The 20235-nt window shown below is 67.4% G+C and carries 18 protein-coding genes; 9 read left to right on the forward strand and 9 right to left on the reverse strand.

All coding sequences use genetic code 11. The features are described 5' to 3' along the window. The 5 genes from yjfF to G3N98_RS30630 all read right to left on the reverse strand — a co-directional run. Positions 1-1010 (reverse strand): galactofuranose ABC transporter, permease protein YjfF (yjfF, locus tag G3N98_RS30610; protein ID WP_206150302.1); only part of this gene is annotated, 1010 nt, incomplete at its 3' end. Further along, positions 1007-2047, reverse strand: a complete 1041-nt coding sequence (locus tag G3N98_RS30615; protein ID WP_206150303.1) for an ABC transporter permease — start codon at positions 2045-2047, stop codon at positions 1007-1009. The genes G3N98_RS30615 and yjfF, both read right to left, overlap by 4 nt. After that, a complete protein-coding gene (locus G3N98_RS30620; protein WP_206150304.1) occupies positions 2044-3558 on the reverse strand; it encodes a sugar ABC transporter ATP-binding protein in 1515 nt (504 codons plus the stop codon). The genes G3N98_RS30615 and G3N98_RS30620 overlap by 4 nt, the downstream gene beginning before the upstream one ends. A gap of 74 nt (positions 3559-3632) precedes the next feature. After that, positions 3633-4595, reverse strand: a complete 963-nt coding sequence (locus G3N98_RS30625) for an ABC transporter substrate-binding protein (protein WP_089476276.1) — start codon at positions 4593-4595, stop codon at positions 3633-3635. Positions 4596-4717: 122 nt separating this feature from the next. After that, positions 4718-5203 (reverse strand): hypothetical protein, encoded by a 486-nt coding sequence (locus tag G3N98_RS30630; RefSeq protein ID WP_206150305.1) that lies wholly within the window; start codon positions 5201-5203, stop codon positions 4718-4720. Between the two features lie 24 nt (positions 5204-5227). Here G3N98_RS30630 and G3N98_RS30635 point away from each other — a divergent pair, with 24 nt between their 5' ends. Continuing rightward, positions 5228-6274 (forward strand): DNA topoisomerase IB, encoded by a 1047-nt coding sequence (locus G3N98_RS30635; RefSeq protein ID WP_206150306.1) that lies wholly within the window; start codon positions 5228-5230, stop codon positions 6272-6274. A 274-nt stretch (positions 6275-6548) separates the two neighbouring features. Continuing rightward, a complete protein-coding gene (gene proP, locus G3N98_RS30640; protein WP_206150307.1) occupies positions 6549-8018 on the forward strand; it encodes a glycine betaine/L-proline transporter ProP in 1470 nt (489 codons plus the stop codon). A 76-nt stretch (positions 8019-8094) separates the two neighbouring features. Here proP and G3N98_RS30645 read toward each other — a convergent pair whose 3' ends face one another. From G3N98_RS30645 to G3N98_RS30660, 4 genes are all read right to left on the reverse strand, one after another. Continuing rightward, on the reverse strand, positions 8095-8919 hold the full coding sequence (locus G3N98_RS30645; protein WP_206150308.1) for an alpha/beta fold hydrolase: 825 nt from the start codon (positions 8917-8919) through the stop codon (positions 8095-8097). Positions 8920-9122: 203 nt separating this feature from the next. Continuing rightward, positions 9123-10115: a LysR substrate-binding domain-containing protein gene (locus G3N98_RS30650; protein ID WP_089476280.1), complete on the reverse strand. Its 993-nt coding sequence runs from the start codon at positions 10113-10115 to the stop codon at positions 9123-9125. 614 nt (positions 10116-10729) lie between these two features. Then, entirely contained in the window at positions 10730-11602 is an 873-nt protein-coding gene (locus tag G3N98_RS30655) for a ferritin-like domain-containing protein (protein WP_206150309.1), read from the reverse strand. A 37-nt stretch (positions 11603-11639) separates the two neighbouring features. Then, a complete protein-coding gene (locus tag G3N98_RS30660) occupies positions 11640-12587 on the reverse strand; it encodes a fatty acid desaturase (protein ID WP_206150310.1) in 948 nt (315 codons plus the stop codon). Between the two features lie 435 nt (positions 12588-13022). On the opposite strand from G3N98_RS30660, the gene G3N98_RS30665 reads away from it, so the two are divergent. The 7 genes from G3N98_RS30665 to G3N98_RS30695 are packed head-to-tail and all read left to right on the forward strand — an operon-like array spanning position 13023 to position 20166. Continuing rightward, on the forward strand, positions 13023-14786 hold the full coding sequence (locus tag G3N98_RS30665; RefSeq protein WP_346779115.1) for a fatty acyl-AMP ligase: 1764 nt from the start codon (positions 13023-13025) through the stop codon (positions 14784-14786). Continuing rightward, the gene (locus tag G3N98_RS30670; protein WP_089476284.1) at positions 14783-15493 is read left to right on the forward strand and encodes an ABC transporter ATP-binding protein; all 711 of its coding nucleotides are present in this window, start codon (positions 14783-14785) and stop codon (positions 15491-15493) included. Before G3N98_RS30665 ends, G3N98_RS30670 begins: the two co-directional genes overlap by 4 nt. Further along, complete coding sequence (locus G3N98_RS30675) at positions 15465-16682, forward strand: FtsX-like permease family protein (protein WP_206150312.1); 1218 nt, start codon at positions 15465-15467, stop codon at positions 16680-16682. Before G3N98_RS30670 ends, G3N98_RS30675 begins: the two co-directional genes overlap by 29 nt. Continuing rightward, positions 16679-17419, forward strand: a complete 741-nt coding sequence (locus G3N98_RS30680) for an outer membrane lipoprotein-sorting protein (protein ID WP_089444416.1) — start codon at positions 16679-16681, stop codon at positions 17417-17419. Before G3N98_RS30675 ends, G3N98_RS30680 begins: the two co-directional genes overlap by 4 nt. Next, a complete protein-coding gene (locus tag G3N98_RS30685; protein WP_206150313.1) occupies positions 17409-18728 on the forward strand; it encodes a hypothetical protein in 1320 nt (439 codons plus the stop codon). Before G3N98_RS30680 ends, G3N98_RS30685 begins: the two co-directional genes overlap by 11 nt. Before the next feature lie 15 nt (positions 18729-18743). Further along, positions 18744-19853, forward strand: a complete 1110-nt coding sequence (locus G3N98_RS30690) for a hypothetical protein (RefSeq protein ID WP_206150314.1) — start codon at positions 18744-18746, stop codon at positions 19851-19853. Between the two features lie 58 nt (positions 19854-19911). Further along, positions 19912-20166 carry an acyl carrier protein gene (locus G3N98_RS30695; RefSeq protein WP_011350104.1) on the forward strand — a complete coding sequence of 85 codons (255 nt, stop codon included), beginning with the start codon at positions 19912-19914 and terminating at the stop codon, positions 20164-20166. The last annotated feature ends 69 nt before the right edge of the window (positions 20167-20235 follow it).

Consider the following 20235-nt stretch of genomic DNA (forward strand, 5'->3'; position numbering starts at 1 on the left):
GCCAGCAAATTCACCGTCAGTACGCTGGCAACGCTGCCCGCGTCCAGATGACGCTCCAGGTCAAGGAACGCAGCGAGCAGCGGAAGCGACCCGAACACAGACAAATTCACGAGGAACTGAAAACTCAACGTGCCGTCGAACGTGATCAGCACCTGGATCGTGCCGAGGATGCCGACACCGAACACCGAGCCGACCACATAGCCCACGCCGCCGGTGAGCAGCGTGCCGCCGATCACGGTCGCGGCGATCGCGTCGAGTTCCATGCCCTGTGCCTGCAACCCGTAACCCGACAGTACGTACAGCGTGAACACGACGCCGCCGAGCGCCGAACAGAACCCGCTCAGCGCGTACACGCCGACCTTCGTGCGCGCGACCGGCAGCCCCATCAGCAGCGCCGAACGCTCGTTGCCGCCGATCGCGTAGACGTTGCGGCCGAAGCGCGTGAAATGCGCGACGTAGATCGCGCCGCCCAGCGTCGCGAGCGCGATCAACGCGCCCGCGCTCAGCGTGCCGCCGCCCACCGGCACGCTGACGCCCGCGATCGCATGAAACACCGGCTCGTTGATCGTGATCGACTGCGTCGTGATCAGGAAGCACGCGCCGCGCGCGAGAAACATCCCGGCCAGCGTGACGATGAACGGCTGCAGCCGGAAATAATGGATCAGCGCCCCCATCGCCGCGCCGTACAGCGCGCCGAACGCGAGCACCAGCGGCACGATCACCCACACGGGCCAGTGCAGCCGCTCGGCGCCGACCGCGCAGAAGATCGTCGTCAGCGCGACGACCGAGCCGACCGACAGGTCGATCCCGCCCGACACGATCACGAACGTCATCCCGATCGCGACGATCAACAGGAACGCGTTGTCGACGAGCAGCCCGGTCAGCACCTGCATCGAGAAGAAGCCCGTGTAGGTCACGGACCCGAAGCCGAACAGCGCGGCGAACAGCACGATCGTCACGACGATCGGCAGCGTGCGCGGGTCGGCGAGCCGGCCAAGGAATCGGTTCATCGCGGCGTCGCTCCGGAAGTGGCGCGCGAACGCGCGGAAGACAGCAGCCGCGACGCATGCCGGACGACCCACGCACGGGCGGCCTCCGACTGGATCAGCGTCACGACGATCACGACGACCGCCTTGACGACGAGCGTCGCCTCCGGCGGCACGCCGATCGAATAGGTCGTGTAGGTGAGCGTCTGGATGATCAGCGCGCCGAGCACCGAGCCGGCAAGACTGAAACGGCCGCCGAGCAGCGACGTGCCGCCGAGCGTCACCGCGAGGATCGCATCGAGTTCGAGCAGCAGCCCCGCGTTGTTGCCGTCGGCGCTGCGCACGTTCGAGCTGGCCAGGATGCCCGCGAGCGCCGACATCACGCCTGAAAACAGATACACGCCGAACACGATCGCGCCCGAGCGCAGCCCGACGAGCCGTGTCGCGACCGGGTTCACGCCGATCGCACGGATGAACAGCCCGAGCGCCGTGCGGTTCACCAGCAGCGCGGTCGCGGCGATCGTCGCCAGCGCGATCCACACCGCGCACGGCACGGCCGCAAGGTAGCCGCCGCCGAGCGCGAGGTAGCCGGGCGCACCGATCGGGATGATCTGGCCGCCCGTCAGCAGTTGCGCGACGCCGCGGCCGGCCACCATCAGGATCAGCGTCGCGATGATCGGCTGCATCCCGACGAACGCCACCAGCAGCCCGTTCCATGCGCCGGCCAGCAGCCCGACGCCGAGCGCGGCGGCCAGCGCCACGCCGATTCGCGACGGGTCCGCTTCGAGCACGATCGCCGCGGCCGCCCCGGCGATCGCGACGATCGCGCCGACCGAGATGTCGATCCCGCGGGTCGCGATCACGAGCGTCATCCCGAGCGACACGATCACGAGCGGCGCCGCGCGGTTCAGGATGTCGACCGGCGCGCCGAACAGGTGAGCGTCGAGCAGCGTGATCGACAGGAAGCCCGGGCGATACGCGACGTCGAGCGCGAACAGCAGCGCGAGCGTCAGCACCGGCCAAACGAGCGAATGACGGAACAACGTGCGCAGCCGCGTCATGACTGGCCTCCCGCGATCAGCCGGTACACCTGCTCCTCGGATGCGTCGGCGCCGGTGAGTTCGGCGACCTTGCGCCGGTCGCGCAGCACCGCGATCCGGTGGCTCACGCGCACGACTTCGCTGATCTCCGACGAAATGAACAGGATCGCGAGCCCTTGTGCGCACAGCGCGAGCACGCGCTCCATGATGTCGAATTTCGCGGCGACGTCGATGCCGCGCGTCGGCTCGTCGAGGATCAGCAGCTTTGGCTCCGTCGCGAGCCAGCGCGCGAGCAGCACCTTCTGCTGGTTGCCGCCCGACAGCAGCCCGATCGGCTGCTCCGCGTCGCGCGCCTTGATGCCGAGCCGCGCGATGTACGTATCGGCGAGCTCGCGCTGCCGCGCGCGCCCGATCAGCCGCCACCAGCCGCGCCGCGCCTGCAGCGCGAGAATGATGTTCTCGCGGATCGACAGCGCGGCGACGATGCCCTCCTTCTTGCGATCCTCCGGGCAATACGCGATGCCGTTGCGGACCGCGTCGTGCGGCGACGCGAGCCGCGCGCGCGCGCCGTCGATCTCGATCGCGCCGGTGTCGGCGCGCTCCGCGGCGAACGCCAGCTGCGCGGTTTCGGTGCGCCCCGAGCCGAGCAGCCCGGCCAGCCCGACGATCTCGCCGGGCCGCACGTCGAGGTCGAGCGGGCTCATCATCCCGCGCCGGCCGACCTGCTGCATCGACAGGAACGGGTCGGCCTCGCCGGCGGTGCGTTCGACCGCCGCCGCACCCGCCTGCAGCGTGTCGGACATCCGTTCGCGGCCGGTCATCTTCGCGACCAGCACGTCGACCGGCAGGTCGCGCGCCAGATACTCGCCTTCGCGCTCGCCGTTGCGCATCACGGTGATCCGGTCGGACACCGCGTAGGTCTGCTCGAGAAAGTGCGTGACGAACAGGATCGCGATGCCCGATGCCTTCAGCCGGCGCAGCACGTCGAACAGCCGCGCGACCTCGCCGTCGTCGAGGCTCGATGTCGGCTCGTCGAGAATCAGCACGCGCGCGTCGACCGACACCGCCCGTGCGATCGCGACCATCTGCTGCACGGCGATCGGATACGCGTCGAGCGAGCGCGTGACGTCGAGCGCCAGGTCGAGTTCGGCCAGCGCCGCGCGCGAGCGTGCATGAATCGTGTTCCAGTCGATCGCGCCGCGCCGCATCGGCTGCCGGCCCGCGAAGATGTTCTCCGCGACCGACAGGTTCGCGCACAGGTTCACTTCCTGGTAGAGCGTCTGGATGCCGGCCGCCTCGGCTTCGCGCGGCGCGGCGAAATTCACCGGCGCGCCGCCGACGCGAATCTCGCCCGCGTCGTGCGCATGCACGCCGGTGAGCACGTTGATCAGCGTCGACTTGCCCGCGCCGTTCTGGCCCATCAGCGCGTGGATTTCACCGGGAAACAACCGGAAGTTCACGCGCTGCAGCGCGTTCACGCCCGGAAACGACTTGTCGATGCCGATCATCTCGACCACCGGCGGACTCTCCATGCATCCTCCCTCGAAACGGTTGGCGCCCGGGCGGCCGCCACGCCGCCGCCCGCGCCGGATCGTCGGTACGTGGCTCAGTACTTGCGGGTCGGCAGCACCTGGGCCGCGACGTTCATCGGGAACACGGTCTCGTTCGTCACGATGCGCTTGGGCAGTTGCTTGCCGGCGACGACGTCCTTCACCGCGCTCATCAACTGCGGGCCGAGCAGCGGGCTGCATTCGACGTCGACGTTGATCTTGCCGGCCACCATCGCCTGGAAGCCGCCCTTGGTCGCGTCGAACGACACGACGCTCACGTCCTTGCCGGGCTTGATCCCCGCCTCTTCCATCGCCTGGATCGCGCCGAGCGCCATGTCGTCGTTGTGCGCGTAGACGACGTTGATCTGCTTGCCGTAGGTCTTCGCGAACGCCTCCATCACCTGCTTGCCGCCGGCGAGCGTGAAGTCACCGCTCTGCGATGCGATCACCTTGAACTTAGGATTGCTCTTGATCACTTCGAGCAGGCCGGCCCGCCGGTCGTTGGCCGGTGCCGAGCCGACCGTGCCCTGCAACTCGACGATGTTGATCGGACCCGGGTCGTTCTTGTAGCGCTCTTCCATCCAGTGGCCGGCGCGCCGCCCTTCCTCGAGGAAGTCCGAGCCGATCATCGTCACGTACAGCGACGGGTCCTTCACGTCGACCCCGCGATCGGTCAGGATCACCGGGATGTGCGCGGCCTTCGCTTCGGTCAGCACGGGCTCCCAGCCCGATTCGACGACCGGCGAGAACGCGATCACGTCGACCTTCTGCGCGATGAACGAGCGGATCGCGCGAATCTGGTTCTCCTGCTTCTGCTGCGCGTCGGAGAATTTCAGGTTGATGCCGGCGTCCTTCGCCGCGCCCTTCACCGACACGGTGTTCGCGGTGCGCCACGCGCTTTCCGCGCCGACCTGCGAGAAACCGAGCGTGATCGGCTTCTGCTGCGCGTGCGCGCCGCCGGCCAGCACCGTCGCCGCGGCAACGATCGCGCCGGCCGCCAGCTTCCTGATGAATGTCATGGTTCGTCTCCGATGATGTCGTTGTCTGCCGTTGCGCTGTTCTGTTTCTGCGTGGCGCAGGCACGGGTCGGGGCTGTGCGCCGGCCGGGGGCGTCGCGCCGGCCCGGTCTGCATGCCCCGCATCAGTCTAGAAACAAGTCCGATAACCTTCTAATGAAATATTGGATTGGGTCGATATCGGATTCGGCATACGTATAAACACCTAAACGAATGACCCGGCCCGTTCCAGGCGGCCTTTGCACGAGCCAGCGCACCACCGGCGCGTTGCCTAGCGGCATCGTAAAACGCTCGTTCCAGCCGACCTCGACGATCTGCGCGGTGGCGTCGATGTTCGTTGAACGCGACACGGCGTCGACGCAATCCGCTCGATGCCGACATCGGGCCGCAGTCAGCTTGCCCGGGCGAAGCCGTTGCGTTGTTTCGTCGATGCAGCGGTAACAAACACCCGGACGCCCGTCCGGCGCGCGCTTGCGCCGGGCCTCCTCGCGCATGCCGGGAATGGCGCACGGTTCTTGCTGCGCAGCGCCGGAACGTACGCATAAACAGGAGAAAACCGTGCGCGCAGGATGTCCGCCCGGAACGCAGCCCGACGATACGCGGATCGGCACTGACGTCGATCGACGCGCCGCAGCATGAAGCAGCGCGCCACGTCACAGCCGAAGGTGCGCATGCCCGCCGGGCCGCTGCGCCATGTCGACGACCGCCGCCCCGGCTATACGCGCCGGCCGCTCCGCAACGGCTTCGCGTATTACGGGCCGGACGGTGTGCGTGTGCGCGATGCCGACGAAATTGCCCGTATCAACGCGCTCGCGATTCCACCCGCGTACACCGACGTGTGGATCTGCATGGACCCGCGCGGTCATCTTCAGGCAACCGGCCGCGATGCACGCGGGCGCAAGCAGTATCGCTATCACCCGCTGTGGCGCGCGACGCGAGACGCGAACAAGTACGCGCGGATGACCGCGTTCGCGCGTGCGCTGCCGCGCATCCGCACGCGCGTCACGCGCGATCTGGCGTTGCCGGGCATGCCGCGCGACAAGGTCGTGGCGACGATCGTCCGCTTGCTCGACACGACGCTCGCGCGAATCGGCAACGCCGAATACGCGCGCGAAAACGGCTCGTACGGTCTGACGACGCTGCGCAAGCGTCATTTGAAAATTCAGCCCGGCCAGGTGCGGCTGCGCTTCGCCGGCAAGAGCGGGATCGAACACGACGTGACGGTCGACGACGCGCGGGTCGCGCGCATCGTACGGCGCTGCGCGGAGCTGCCCGGGCACGAGTTGTTCCAGTATGTGGACGACGACGGCGCCCGCCATCCGGTCGGGTCGTCCGACGTGAACGACTACCTGCGCGAGGCCGGCGGCGCGGATTTCACCGCGAAGGACTACCGGACCTGGGCCGGCAGCGTGCACGCGCTCGGGTTGTTGCGGCGCACCGAGCATCGCGGCGTCACGCACGCGCGCAAGCAGATCGTCGAGACCGTGCGCGCGGTGGCCGAGCTACTGCGCAACACACCGGCCGTGTGCCGGCGCTGCTACATCCATCCGGCCGTGCTCGACGCGTTCGAGGCGGGCACGCTCGCCGCGCTCGCGGTCCGGCGTACGCCGCGCGGCTTGCGCGTGGACGAAGCGGCGTTCATGGCGTTGCTCCGCAGCGCACGCCGGCGCATGGGGACATGACTGCGCATATCGCCCGGACACCCGCTTCGACGCAGCCGGCCCCACACGAACCCGATGTCGTTTACCACCGGGTTCCGGGCGCATGACCGATAGCCGCCCGCGCCCGTTTCCCTAAACTGGTTCGCACAACACACCTGCCCGGTGTCGTCCGCTACGCGCGTCACGCCACCGGCATCGACGCATCCCCGAGACATCCGCCTTCGCTGTCCGTCGGCCCGCACGCCCCCGCTGCATTCCCGCCGGCCGCGCCGCCAAGGCATTCCAGGAGAGATCATTGAGCCCGTCGCAAGCGCGCCCCGCGAAAACCCGATCTTCGCGCCAGTCCGTCAAGCTGGATGACATCACGATCGTCGACCCTGCCGTCCTCAAGCGCGCGGTCGGCGCCATGGCGTTCGGCAACGCGATGGAATGGTTCGACTTCGGCGTCTACAGCTACATCGCCGTCACGCTCGGCAAGGTGTTCTTCCCGTCCAGCAGCCCGTCCGCGCAGCTGCTCGCGACCTTCGGCACGTTCGCCGCAGCATTCCTCGTGCGCCCGCTCGGCGGCATGGTGTTCGGCCCGCTCGGCGATCGCATCGGCCGCCAGCGCGTGCTCGCCGCCACGATGATCATGATGGCCGTCGGCACCTTCGCGATCGGCCTGATCCCCAGCTACGCGTCGATCGGCATCATGGCGCCCGTGCTGCTGCTCGTCGCCCGCCTCGTGCAGGGCTTCTCGACCGGCGGCGAGTACGGCGGCGCCGCCACCTTCATCGCCGAATTCTCCACCGACAGGCGCCGTGGCTTCATGGGCAGCTTCCTCGAGTTCGGCACGCTGATCGGCTATACGCTCGGCGCGGCGACGGTCGCGCTGCTCACCGCGTCGCTGTCGCAGGAAGCGCTGCTGTCGTGGGGCTGGCGCGTACCGTTCTTCATCGCGGGCCCGCTCGGCCTCGTGGGGCTCTATGTCCGGCTGAAACTCGAGGAGACGCCCGCGTTCAAGAAGGAGGCCGAAGCACGCGAAGCGGACGAACGCACGCGGCCGAAGCAGCGCTTCGCGACGCTGCTCGTCGAACAGTGGAGGCCGCTACTGCAATGCGTCGGCCTCGTGCTGATCTTCAACGTGACCGACTACATGGCGCTGTCGTACCTGCCGAGCTACCTGTCGGCGACGCTGCACTTCCGCGAATCGCACGGCCTGTTCCTGGTGCTGCTCGTGATGGTGCTGATGATGCCGATGACGCTCTACGCCGGGCACCTGTCGGACAAGGTCGGCCGCAAGCCGGTGATGATGGCCGGCTGCGTGGGCCTGCTCGTGCTGGCCGTGCCGGCGTTGATGCTGATCCGCACCGGCGGCATGCTGCCGGTGTTCGGCGGGATGCTGATCTACGGCGTGCTGCTGTCGTGCTTTACCGGCGTGATGCCGTCGGCGCTGCCCGCGCTGTTCCCCACGCGCATCCGCTACGGCGCGCTCGCGATCGGCTTCAACGTGTCGGTGTCGCTGTTCGGCGGCACGACGCCGCTCGTCACCGCGTGGCTCGTCGATCGCACCGGCGACCTGATGATGCCCGCGTACTACCTGATGGGCGCATCGTTCATCGGCATCGTGTCGGTGCTCGCGCTGCGCGAAACGGCACGCCAGCCGCTGCCCGGCTCCGCGCCGTGCGTCGCGAGCCGCGCGGAGGCGCTGAGCCTCGTTCGCGGCCGCGCCGACGAAGCGCGCGGGCAGGACAGGAAGCTCACGCCGGTCAGCGAACGCGCCTGATGCGGGCGCGGGTAGCGCTGGCGCTCATGACGTGACCTGATGCCGCGCGACATGCGCCGCGTCGCGCGCTGCGGCATCAGCCTGCCGACAGCTGCTGCGCGTCAAACCAGTCGAGCAGCATGCGCGTGACGAACGCGGGATTTTCCAGATTCGAGATATGGCCGGCGTCCGGCACCAGCGCATGGGTACAGCCGATCACGCTCGCCATCTTCACCGTTTCCGACGGCGGCCGCGCCATGTCGCCCGCGCCGCACATCAGCAGCGTGCGTTCGGCGTCCAGTTCGGCGAGTGCCGGCAGCGTGTCGGGCCGGCCGAAGATCAGCCGGCCGAGCGGGACGATCGATTGCCGCAACCGGTCGGCCGGCAGGTTCGCGAGCGCGTCGCGAAACGCGGACGGCACCGGGCCCGCCAGATTGACATCCGGCCGGAAGAACAGCGGCACGATCGCATCGAGCAGCGGCGGCGCGATACGGCCCGCGGCGGCGATGGCGTCAAGCATTCCGAAGTAGCGCGGCCGCGTCGCCTCGGGCTCGGCCTCGAGCGACGCATCCATCAGCACGAGCGAGCGCACGCGCTGCGGTTCGCGCAACGCGAGCCGCGCGCCCCACATGCCGCCGACACTGAGCCCGACGAGCGCGCACTGTTCGATCGCCAGCGCGTCGAGCAGCGCACTCGCCTGCGCCGCGAGATCGTCGAGCGTCTGCGTGCCTTCCGGCAGTGCACCCGATGCGCCGTGCCCCCACAGATCCGGCACGATGACACGATACTGACGCGACAGCGCGTCGATCTGCGGCGCCCACATCGCTGAATCCCACAGATAGCTGTGCCCGAGCAGCACCGGGAACCCGGTGCCGTGATCCTGGTAATGCAGGGTGCTGCCATGAATGTTCACTGCGGGCATGTCGTCTCCGGTGTGGGCGCGATCGGCAGCGGCCCGGAACCGGGCGCCGCGCTCGGCGGCGTGCTGCAACGAAGGCGAAGCGGCGCATCATCGCACAGGTTGCAGGCGCGGCGCATGACGGTTCGCACCTGAGTGCGCGTCGAACCTGCCGCATGCCCCTTCGACACGCACGCGCGACGGCATGACGGCGTGACGCGACCGTCCTATCCGACGCGATACATCGGCACCACGTTGCTGCCGGCCGTTTCCTGGTCCGACGCGAGCGGATGACTCGCCTGCTCGAGCAGCCAGTTGGTCAGCACCGCGATATCGAACTCGTTGCATGCATCCGGGTTCTGCACCAGCACGTAGCTGCCCGATGCGACCGTGCAGTGCGGGAACAGCTCGACGAGCCGGCCCTGCTTCAGCAGCCCGTCGACCAGCGGCCGCCGCCCGATCGCGATGCCGTGCCCGTCGACCGCGGCCTGCACCAGCTGGTCGTACTGGCTGAAATGCAGCGCGCCGGCGGGCCGCAGGCGCGGCACGCCCAGCTCCTTCAGCAGATGGCTCCATCCGTGCCACGGCCATTCGCCACGCGGATCGTCGAGATGCAGCAGCACGTGCTTGTCGAGATCCTCCGGCTTCATCGACGCGACGTCGCCCGGCGCCGGCATCAGGCTCGGGCTGCAGACCGCCACGACATGCTCGCGAAACAGCACGTCCGTCTCGTCCGTCGACGTATACGGCCCGGCATATCGCACGGCCAGGTGCAAACGTTTGCGTTTAAGATCTTCAATTTCGCTCGTGGCGGATACGCGTACGTCGATGTCGGGGTAGCTGGCGCGGAATGAACCGAGGCGCGGAATCAGCCACAGCGCCGCGAACGAAACGGTGGTCGACAACGAGATCGCGCGCTGGCCCACGCTCGACGACAGCTTGCCGATCACCGATTCCAGATCGGACAACGCGAACGAGATCGCGTCGTACAGCTCGCGCCCCTTGTCGGTCAGCGTCAGGGAACGTATGTGCCGGTGAAAGAGCTCGATCCGGAGCTGCTCCTCGAGCGCCTTGACCTGCCGACTCACGGCGGATTGCGTGACGTTCAGTTCCTGCCCGGCACGCGTAAAGCTCAAATGACGCGCCGCGCATTCGAAGCCTCTCAGGAAATCCAGCGAAGGCATACTTCTCAATCGCTTTGCCAATCTCACATTAGCCATACCGCCGCCTCAAAGTTGCACCCACCGACAGGCAAGTCGCCGTTCGTCTCCCTGACTCGTTTCTCCTTTTTGGATTCGGAAACGATTTTATATTGAAGCATGGATGCGGATCATTCTTATTTTCAATCGTGACACTCGTATTTATCTATCGATTTTCATCGGCCAGATATTCTTACATTACCATTATCAAGTAGTGATTTTGTAAATCAATAAGCGACCAGAATGGCGCGAATGATGACAGACAAAGTCGCGTAAAAACAGCCCATTACAGGCACAAATCGACGCCATGACAACGATGCGGACGTTGTAGCAGAGGCACGTCCGTATACCTACAATTCAATTTCAGTCACCAAACGATTTTATTCATTTACCGTATTGCGAAAAGAAAACGCACTCCAACATACACGCCGAATACCATTTAAATCCATGATTTCATGTTTATAAAAACATACTAAACGCATGAAATTGAATTGCGCCGTGCAATTCCCGTAAATTGATGAACCAATTATGTCCGGTAATGAATATTCCGCGGACCGGAAACGGCAACCCGCGTGCATGACACCACCCTGTCGTCCGGAATCGGTTCCGCCCTTTACCGGACGGGATGCGCGCCGCTATACCGCGTCCACCACGCCGTCCGTCACACGGGGCGTTCGTGCAGTCACTTCGCGGCGATAGCGGTTCAGCTCCTGCGCGGTCGCGAACGGCCGCTCGAACAGGATCGACAGGTTGTGCAAGATCCGCTCGACCACCTTCTTTTCCCATTCGCCATCGAAGCGGATCTGCTCGTCAAGCCAGCGCTCGAGCCATTCCGGATCGGGCAGGCGCGACTGCACGGTGTCGCGCGGGAACAGCGCCTGGTTCACGTGCAGGTTGGTCGGGTGCAGCGGCTTTTCGGTGCGGCGCGCCGACGCCATCAGCACGCCGATCTTCGCGAATGCCGCACGCGCGACGTCCCCACAGTCGTTCAGCGCCTTCTTCATATAGCGCAGGTACGCGCCGCCGTGGCGCGCTTCATCGCGCGAGATCGTCTCGTAGATCTGCTTGATGACCGGCTCGGTGTGCCAGTCGGCCGCGCAGCGGTACCAGTGGTTCAGGCGGATCTCGCCGCAGAAGTGCAGCATCAGCGTCTCGAGCGGCGGCGCCGGGTCGAATTCGAAGCGCACCGCGTGCAGTTCCGCTTCGGTGGGCACCCGTTCCGGCCGGAAGCGGCGCAGGTATTCCATCAGCACGAGCGAATGCTTCTGCTCTTCGAAGAACCACACGCTCATGAACGCGGAAAAGTCGCTGTCGTGCCGGTTGTCGCGCAGGAACATTTCCGTCGCGGGCAGCGCCGACCATTCGGTGATCGCGTTCATCCTGATCGTCTCGGCCTGCTCGTCGGTGAGCAGCGAAGCGTCGAAGCGGTCCCACGGAATGTCCTTCTCCATATCCCAGCGCACCGCTTCCAGCGACCTGAAAAGTTCCGGATAGAGCATCGTCGTCACCGTCGTTGAAAGGCATTCGGGCCCGGCACCGGCCCGGTCATGCCGATTGCGTGGACGCCGGCGCCGCCGCTTCGGCGTCGGGTGCGCGGTCGTCCGCGTCGTCGTCCACCGTGCGCGGCGACAGCCTGCCGCGCAGCAGCGCGTAATAGAACTGCCGGTAGGTGCGGTGGTAATAGCGGATGCGCGGCCCGATCGCGCCATGCAGATCGTGCAGCCGCTCGATCGGCAGGTTCGGCATCATGTGATGCTCGACGTGATAGTTGTTGCCGTTCGTGAACCACGTCATGAATGCATTGCTCTCGATCGTCCGCGTGTTGCGGAACGGATCGGTGCTCGTCAGGTCGCAGCGGTAATGCTCGGGCATCTCGACCAGCGCATGCACGGGCGCGGCCACGAACACGAGCGGCACGACCCACACCCACACGACGAACCACGTGTGCAGCGCGATCGACACGCCGGCCAGCAGCGCGATCGCCGCGACCATCAGCAGGTGATCGCGGCGGATCGCGCGCGACACGAGCGGGTTGTCGCCGAAGCGTGCGCCCGGCACGACGAGCTTCGCGACGTTCTTCGCGAACTGGATATAGTGCGCGGCCATCGACAGCCGCCACGCCCACAGGCCGAGATTCACGACGGGGCGCGCGCCGTACTGGTCGCCGTAGTCGAAGAACTCCTTGTTCTCGGGCGTGCCGAGCAGCCGGTGATGGCGCAGGTGGCTGTCCTGGTACGCATGAAACGACACGAGCATCGGCATGCCGAGCAGCACGCCGAACACCATGTTGAGCCGCTTGCTCCTGAATCCCTGGTAATGCAGCGCCTGGTGCTGCAGCTCGACCCCGTGCGCGTACATCGCGCCGATCAGCAGGATGCCGACGATCTTCAGGACCACGACCGTCGACAGCGCGAACAGCATGCCATGCGCGATGAGTGCGACGTAGACCGCGAGCTTCAGCGAGAAGACGACGCCGCTCGGGCGGCTCTTCATGTCTGCAACCGGTTTCTGACGGGCGAGAAGCGATGAGGTGACGGACAAAATGCTCTCCTTGGCCGGACCCTGCCCGGCACGATGACGCGGCGACACTGGCGCGCTGCCGGGTTGCAATTCTTCTGTGAGTCGATGCTTCGGACAAACGAATTTTCCGAACGCATTGCATGACGCCCGCGCATGAGCGCACCACATCGTGAACTAGACGACCGGTCGAATGCGTACCGACCATTCACCTCGCACGGGCTCGCGCGTATACCACGGGCTCGCGCGTATACACATGGCAGCGCCGAGTGGATGCGTGCTGCTCATGCATAGCCTGCAAATATTCCGTTTGTCGCGTCATGTCGATCCGGCAAGAATCCCCCTCACTCGACGAACGGCGCCGCCGGCACCGTGGCGCGAGCGGCCGTGTTCCTCAAGGGGAGAATCCTCGTGACGAAGTGCGCATCCACCATTCATCGCCTCATCGAATCGCTCGAGGACGTCGCGGGCGCCATGCATCGCATGACGTTCGTCGACGACGTCGGCAACGAGGCGAGCATCACGTACCGGCGCTTCGCGGAAGAAGTGTTTCGCCAGGCCGGCGCGCTGCGCGAACTCGACGTGCGCGAGAACGACATGGTGATGCTGGCCTTGCCCGCGTCGGTCGAGCACGCGGTCGCGATGATGGCCTGCGTGATGACGGGCGCACTGCCCTGCACCGTGCCCGTTCCCGCGCGCCGCGCCACCACCGGGCGGCAGGTGATCGACGTGGCATGCGAGCTGTATCGGCCGCGCCTCGTCATCGCCGCGGATGCGCAGTCGGCCGCATGGCGCGACGATGCATTTCCCGCTTCGTCCACGCGCGTCGTCGATCTCGACACGCTGTCGATCGTCGCCGATGCCGGCGCCCGCGCGCTGATCAGCGCGAAGCACGGCCGCGATCCGCATCATGTCCAGCTCACGTCCGGCTCGACGTCGCACCCGAAGGCCGCGGTGCTCAGCCACGAGAACGTGATCGCGAACGTGCTCGGCATCGGCGGGTCGGTGCGTTTCGACATTGCGGCCGGCGACGGCACCGCGTCGTGGCTGCCGCTCTATCACGACATGGGGCTGCTCACGCTGCTGTCGAACCTGCATTACCGTGCGCCGCTGCTGATGATGCAGCCGAACAGCTTCATTCGTAATCCGCTCGGCTGGTTGAAGCGCATCGCGTCGGCGCGCGCGACGACGACGTCGGTGCCGACCTTCGCGCTGCGCTACTGCGTACGCCGTTTCAATGCCGCCGCGATGGAAGGCGTGGATCTTTCCGCGTGCCGCAACATCTTCATCGGCGGCGAACGCGTGGACGACGCGACGCTGCGCGACTTCGCCGCGACGTTCGCGCCGTACGGTCTCGCGGCATCGGCGCTGCAGCCGTGCTACGGGATGGCCGAATCGACGCTCGCGGTATCGATGCATCGTGCGTGGCACGACGGCACCGTTGACGGCGCGCCGTACGTGATCGCCGACACGCTAGACCGTCGCGCGCTGATCGAGCGCCGCGACGCGCAACCGGCCGCCGCGAACGACGGCGCCGACACCGACACCGAAACCGTGCTCGCGATGGGCACGCCGATCGAGGGCATGGCGTTCCGGATCCTCAACGACGGCGACCACGCGCTGGCGAATCGCGCGGTCGGCGAAGTCGCGATCCGCGGCACGTCGGTGATGCTCGGCTACCTGAACCCCGACGACGGCTCGATCGCCGCGCCGCTGACGGCCGACGGCTGGTTCCGCACCGGCGACATCGGCTATATCGCCGACGGCCAGCTGCATATCCTCGGGCGCAAGAAGGAAGTCATCATCATTCGCGGCAGCAACTACTTCCCGCATGAAATCGAGGAAGCGCTGGCCTCCCATCGCACGCTGCGCAAGAGCACCTGCATCGCGTTCGGGCTGCCCGATCCCGAGACGGGCACCGAGCGGCTGGTCGTCGCGATCGAGGCGCGGCCCGTCGATGCGACGCCGCAGACGCGCGCCGAGTGCCAGCAACTGCTCGCGTCACGGATCGGCTTCGCCGCGCAGGATCTGTGCTTCGTCGAACCCGGCTCGCTGCCGCGCACGACCAGCGGCAAGCTGCAGCGCCTGAAGTGCCGCGACCTCTATGCGAGCGGCGCGCTGTCCGTGATCCACGCGACGGCCGCCGCCGAAGCCGGCCAGGGAGCGTACGCATGACGACCGCCACGCTCACGCCGGTGCTCGAACTGCGCGACGTCTCGCGCGTGTACGAGGGCGCGGGCCGCGTCGTCGCGGTGCGCGGCGCGACGATCTCGATCGGCCGGCGCGACGTCGTCGCGCTCGTCGGCCCGTCGGGCAGCGGCAAGAGCACGCTGCTCAACCTGGCCGGCTTTCTCGACGTGCCGAGCACCGGCGAGCGCTGGCTCGAAGGCCGCCGGATCGACGATGCGCCGGACACGCTCGAACGGATTCGCCGCGAGCGCATCGGCTTCGTGTTCCAGCAGTTCAACCTGATTCCGGTGATGTCCGCGCTCGAGAACGTCGAGCTCGGCTGCTTCGCATGGGGCACGCCGCGCACGCGGCGCGAGCGCGCCCGCGCGATGCTCGACGCGGTGGGGCTCGCCGCGCGCGAACGCCATCGCCCCGGCGAGTTGTCCGGCGGCGAGCAGCAGCGGGTCGCGCTGGCCCGCGCGCTCGCCAAGGAGCCGGCGATCGTGATCGCGGACGAGCCGACCGCCAGCCTCGACAGCACCAACGCACGGGCGGTGGCCGAGCTGATCCTCGACACCAACCGCACGCTGGGCACCGCCTTTCTGATTGCGTCGCACGACGATCGTCTGTGCGCGCACCTGCCGCGCCGCATCGAGATGCGCGACGGCGTACCGGGAGTGAATCGTGAACTGGTCGACGTTTGCGTGGCGTAACCTCTGGCGCAACAAGCGCCGCACCGTGCTGACGATGGCGATGATCGGCGTCGCCGCGTTCGCGTCGAGCCTCGCGCTCGGCTACGTGATCGCGACTTTCGACGCGGTGCGTGAAGGGTCGATCGACAGCGGCGTCGGCCACGTGCAGGTGCTGCACCACGGCTATCTCGACCTGATCGGCGAGCGGCCGCTGCAGTACGGGCTCACCGCCGACGAGCAGGCCACCGCCACGCATGCGATCGCGGCACTGCCCGGCGTCGCGACCACCGCGCGCGGCATCGACTTCGACGGGCTGATCTCGAACGGCGATCTCAGTTACGGCTTCGTCGGCGAAGGCATCGAGCCGAACCGCGAGCCGCCCGGCTTCTTCGACTATCACACGGTGATGTCGGGCCGCTACCTGTCGCCGACGAATGCCGGCACCGAAGTGGTCGTCGGCGCGGAACTCGCGCGCAAGCTCGGCGTGCACGTCGGCTCGGTCGTGCAGTTGATGGCGTCGACCGCGCACGGCGGCATCAACGCGACCGACGCGCAGATCGTCGGCGTGATGAGCACCGGCAACAAGGACGTCGACGAGCGGATCGTCAACGTGACGTTCACGGCCGCCCAGGCGCTGCTGCGCACCGACCGCGCGTCGCGCCTCGCGGTGTTCCTGTCGGACACCGCGCACACACCGGCCGCCGCCGCGACGCTGCGCGCCGCGCTGCCGACGCTCGACGTGAAGACCTGGGACCAGCTCGTGTCGCTCTATCACCAGGTCGTCGCGCTGTACAAGAACCAGTTCTCGGTGTTCGGCGCGATTCTCTGCCTGACCATCCTGCTGTCGATGAGCAACTGGATCCTGATGAGCATCGTCGAGCGCCGCCGCGAGATCTCGACGCTGCGTGCGCTCGGCGTGCCGGCCGCGACGGTGCGCGGCGTGCTGATCCAGGAGACCGCCTTCCTCGGCCTGCTCGGCGCCGCCGCCGGCATCGCGGTGGCGCTGCTGACGATGGTCGCGCTCAATCACGCGCAGATCCACCTGCCGCCGCCGCCGGGCCGCGTGAAGTCGATCCTGCTCGAATTCACGGTCTCGCCGGCCGCCGTGGCCGCCGTCGAAGGCGCGTTCGTCGTGCTCGGGGTGGCCGCCGCGCTGCTCGCGACGCTCGGCCTCGCCAAACGCAACATCCTCGAAGGACTCGCCCCATGATTCGCATTCGCCACCTGGCCGCCGCGCTCGTCGCGTGCGCGCCGCTCGTGCATGCCGCCGACGCCCCGACGGCGCAGACCATGCTTGCCCGTGCCGACGCATACCGCAGCACGGCCGCCGATACGCAGACGAACATCCAGATCACGAACGAAGTCGGCGGGCAGTCCGGCGACGCGACGCGCTACCTCGTCTATACGCGCGGCAACGGCGACACGCTCGCGCTGACGCGCAGCGGCGAGAACGACGGCCAGAAATACCTCGCGACGACGCGCGGCCACTGGTTCTACGTGCCGAACACGCGCAGCGCGGTGCGCATCAACGGGATGCAGCGGCTGCAGGGCGAGGTCGTGATCAGCGACATCACGCGCACGCACTGGGCGGACAGCTATCGCGCATCGGCCGCGCCGGGCGCGACGACGATCGCCGGCAAGCCGGCCACCGAGCTCGACCTGACCGCGACCGATCCCGACAACGTCTACCCGACGATCAAGCTGTGGGTCACGCCCGACACCGACGTGCCGGTGCGCGCGCAGTTCTTCCTCGCGAGCGGCCTGCTGTTCCGCAGCGCCGATTTCTCCGCGCCGGTCGATGCGAACGGGCGCAAGGTGATCCGCAAGATCACGTATCGCAACGAGATCGAAAAGCAGCGCGCGAGCGTCGTCGACATCCTCGACGGCCAGCCGCGCAAGATTCCGTCGGGCTGGTTCAACCCCGACACGCTTGCCGATGGTCAGTGACCACGCCGCCCATGTCGACGCCCATCGTGACCGCCGCCTTCCATCATCCGGCCGACTCTGGCCCGCCGCCGCGCTCGCCGTCCCGCTTGCGCTTGGCTGCACGCTCGCGCACGGAGAATCGCTGATGGAACAGTTGAGCACGCTGAACGGCATCGCTTACGCACGCACCGTCGACAGCATGGACGGGCACGCGCTGCTAGGCAACCTGATCGGCGACCAGCCGCGCAACCTGCAGGAAGCGGGCCTGCTCGCGCGCATCGACGGCGAGAACCTGTTCATGAACGCCCGTGCCGTGGCCAGCAACCACTCGCTCGGCGCGCAGGCCACCCGCTTCAACGAGGCCGGCGTGCGCTACGCGTTCGACAACGGCATCACGCTCACCGCCGGCAAGCGGATCGATCCGCTCGATACGTCGCAGGCGTTCTTCCCGCTCGGCTTCTTCCAGAAGCGGGCCGCGACGGCCGACATCTACGACCGCTACGGCGACGTCGAAGGCACGCCGCTCGTCGAAGCGAAATGGGCCGGCGAACAGACCACGCTGCAGTTCATCGCCGGGGAAAACCGCACGCTGCGCAGCGACGTCGACAACCGCGACGTGCAGGGCGCGACGCAGCTCGTACGCGGCGCATACAACTGGTCGGGCGGCTCGGCCGCGTTGCTCGCGGGCCGGCATGCGGGCCACGGCGGCGCGGGCGCGACGCTGTCGTTCGACGTCGCGCGCTCGAACACCGTCTATGCGAGCGCGTGGCTCGAACGCGGCACGACACGGCCATTGCCTGCGTTCATCGCGAACGGCACGCCGCTCGATTCCGCGGCCGCGTACGACGCGGTCGATCGCCGCAACGATCGCCAGATCATGTGGCGCAGCGCGGTCGGCATGCAGAGCGCACTGCCCGGCAACTTCTCGCTGATCGTCGAGTGGTCGCACGACGAGGCGCGCTACGACGCGAACCAGTGGCGCCAGATGGTCAACGCGGTCCACGTGAACAACGCGCTGCTGCCCGTCGCGCCCGGCGCGGCGCTGGGCGGCCTCGGCGGCACGGCCGATTTCGTGAGCGTCGACGGCAACCTGCGCGACTACCTGTTCGCGCGGCTCGGCAAGAAGATCGGCCGCGTCGAGTATTCGCTGCGCGGTGTCTATTCGCCGCAGGACAAGGGCCTGCTCGCGATCGCGCAGGTCGTCGCCGATGTGAACAAGCGCGTGAGCGTCGACGTCGCGGTCACCCGCGCGTTCTCCGACAGCAATTCCGAGTACCGGATGGTCGGTCTCGGCACCCGTATCGACGCCGCCGTGCGCGTGCGCTTCTGACAGGAACCCTGCCCCATGTCCACGCTTTCCGCTCCCGCTTCGTCCGCCGACCCGCTCGCGACCGCGCCGCTGCTGCTGCGCGTGGCCGACCAGGCCGCGTATCCGGTGCTGCGCCACTTCGACACGATCGCGTCGCTCGGCACGCCGCCGCGCACGGCCGCCCGGCTCGTCGAAGCCGCTGCCGTGCGGCTGCTCGACAGCGAGATGGTGATCGCGCTGCATGCCGCCACGCCGGACGTGCTGCCCGATTCGTCCGCGTCGACGCCGCTGCGGCACGACGAAGCGCCGCTCACCGAAGCGCTGCTCGAACAGATCAGCCGCGAAGGGTTTCATCACCTGTTCAAGCCGTTCATGCGCGCGTTCATCCGCATCATGTTCGGGCTGTTCTTCTCCGACGACCAGAACCGTCGCGCATGCGACTGCATCGACAGCGGTCACAACTTCGCGTTCCTGATGAGCGACGGCGGCGGCCCGACGCTCGCCGCATGGCGCACCGTCGTGCGCAGCGACGGCAACGGCCTCGCGCTCACCGTCGACAAGGTGTGGGGCATCGAAGCGCATCGCGACTGCATGGCGGTGGTCGCCGCGCGGTTGCCGGACGTGATGTTCCCGGCCGCCTACCTCGTGTGGCCCGACGAGTACCAGAAGCTGAAGCGCACGACCTGCGGCGCGCCGTTCCTCGCCGGCAACCTGCAGCTCGCGAACGTCGGCGGCCAGGTGCGCGCGCATGCCGAGGATCGCCTGCGGATCGGCGGCCCGACCGTGTTCAACAAGTACCTGACCGTCGTGCGCCCCTACTTCGTCCGCGCGCTGATGGCGCACGTCGGCTGGCTCGCGCAAACGGGCCGCGTCGAACTCGACGCCGACGCGCGCGCTGTCCACCAGTTCATCGCCCACGCCGCACGCAGCCAGACCGACGACGCGCACTACAGCTTCGGCAAGGTACAGCGCGTGCTCGCGATCAAGCTGCTGTCGAACGAATTCCTGACCGCGCTCGTGCGCGACGGCAGGGTGGCGACTTTCGACGACCAGCGCGACCTGCTGGCGTTTTCGAAGATGGAAGGCAGTTCGTACCGTTGTTATCACGAGCTTCGCAAGAGCCTGCGCTGCGAAGCCGGCAGTTGACCCACGCGACAGGCCGATCGATCCCGATCAACCCACTTCATTATCAGGAGCTCCTCTCATGACGACCCAGAACGTTCCGGCCGACGCGCTCGACATCCTGTCCCGCGAAGTCGCGAAGATCCTCAACGTCGAGACCGTCGACACCGACGCCGGCATCGGCGAACTCGGCATCGATTCGCTGAACATCGTCGAGCTGATCGTGTTCTGCGAACAGCTCTACGGTTCGATCGACCCGGAAGCGCTGAACATCACGCAGTACACGACGCTGCAGCAGCTCGACGCGCAGCTGCGCCGCCAGCAGCACGCCGCCTGACACGACGATGCTCGCGCCCCTTGCGACCGTGGCGGCCCCCGCCGCCCAGCCGGCCCCGGCCACTGCGCT

This window comes from Burkholderia sp. Tr-20390, assembly GCF_017104595.1.
Classification (GTDB): domain Bacteria; phylum Pseudomonadota; class Gammaproteobacteria; order Burkholderiales; family Burkholderiaceae; genus Burkholderia.

Excerpts from the sequence above, each read along its gene's own strand:
- G3N98_RS30615 (WP_206150303.1), bottom strand. The coding sequence starts at position 2,047 with ATGACGCGGCTGCGCACGTTGTTCCGTCATTCGCTCGTTTGGCCGGTG.
- G3N98_RS30620 (WP_206150304.1), bottom strand. The coding sequence starts at position 3,558 with ATGGAGAGTCCGCCGGTGGTCGAGATGATCGGCATCGACAAGTCGTTT.
- G3N98_RS30625 (WP_089476276.1), bottom strand. The coding sequence starts at position 4,595 with ATGACATTCATCAGGAAGCTGGCGGCCGGCGCGATCGTTGCCGCGGCG.
- G3N98_RS30635 (WP_206150306.1), top strand. The coding sequence starts at position 5,228 with ATGAAGCAGCGCGCCACGTCACAGCCGAAGGTGCGCATGCCCGCCGGG.
- G3N98_RS30645 (WP_206150308.1), bottom strand. The coding sequence starts at position 8,919 with ATGCCCGCAGTGAACATTCATGGCAGCACCCTGCATTACCAGGATCAC.
- G3N98_RS30650 (WP_089476280.1), bottom strand. The coding sequence starts at position 10,115 with ATGGCTAATGTGAGATTGGCAAAGCGATTGAGAAGTATGCCTTCGCTG.
- G3N98_RS30660 (WP_206150310.1), bottom strand. The coding sequence starts at position 12,587 with ATGAAGAGCCGCCCGAGCGGCGTCGTCTTCTCGCTGAAGCTCGCGGTC.
- G3N98_RS30670 (WP_089476284.1), top strand. The coding sequence starts at position 14,783 with ATGACGACCGCCACGCTCACGCCGGTGCTCGAACTGCGCGACGTCTCG.
- G3N98_RS30680 (WP_089444416.1), top strand. The coding sequence starts at position 16,679 with ATGATTCGCATTCGCCACCTGGCCGCCGCGCTCGTCGCGTGCGCGCCG.
- G3N98_RS30685 (WP_206150313.1), top strand. The coding sequence starts at position 17,409 with ATGGTCAGTGACCACGCCGCCCATGTCGACGCCCATCGTGACCGCCGC.
- G3N98_RS30690 (WP_206150314.1), top strand. The coding sequence starts at position 18,744 with ATGTCCACGCTTTCCGCTCCCGCTTCGTCCGCCGACCCGCTCGCGACC.
- G3N98_RS30695 (WP_011350104.1), top strand. The coding sequence starts at position 19,912 with ATGACGACCCAGAACGTTCCGGCCGACGCGCTCGACATCCTGTCCCGC.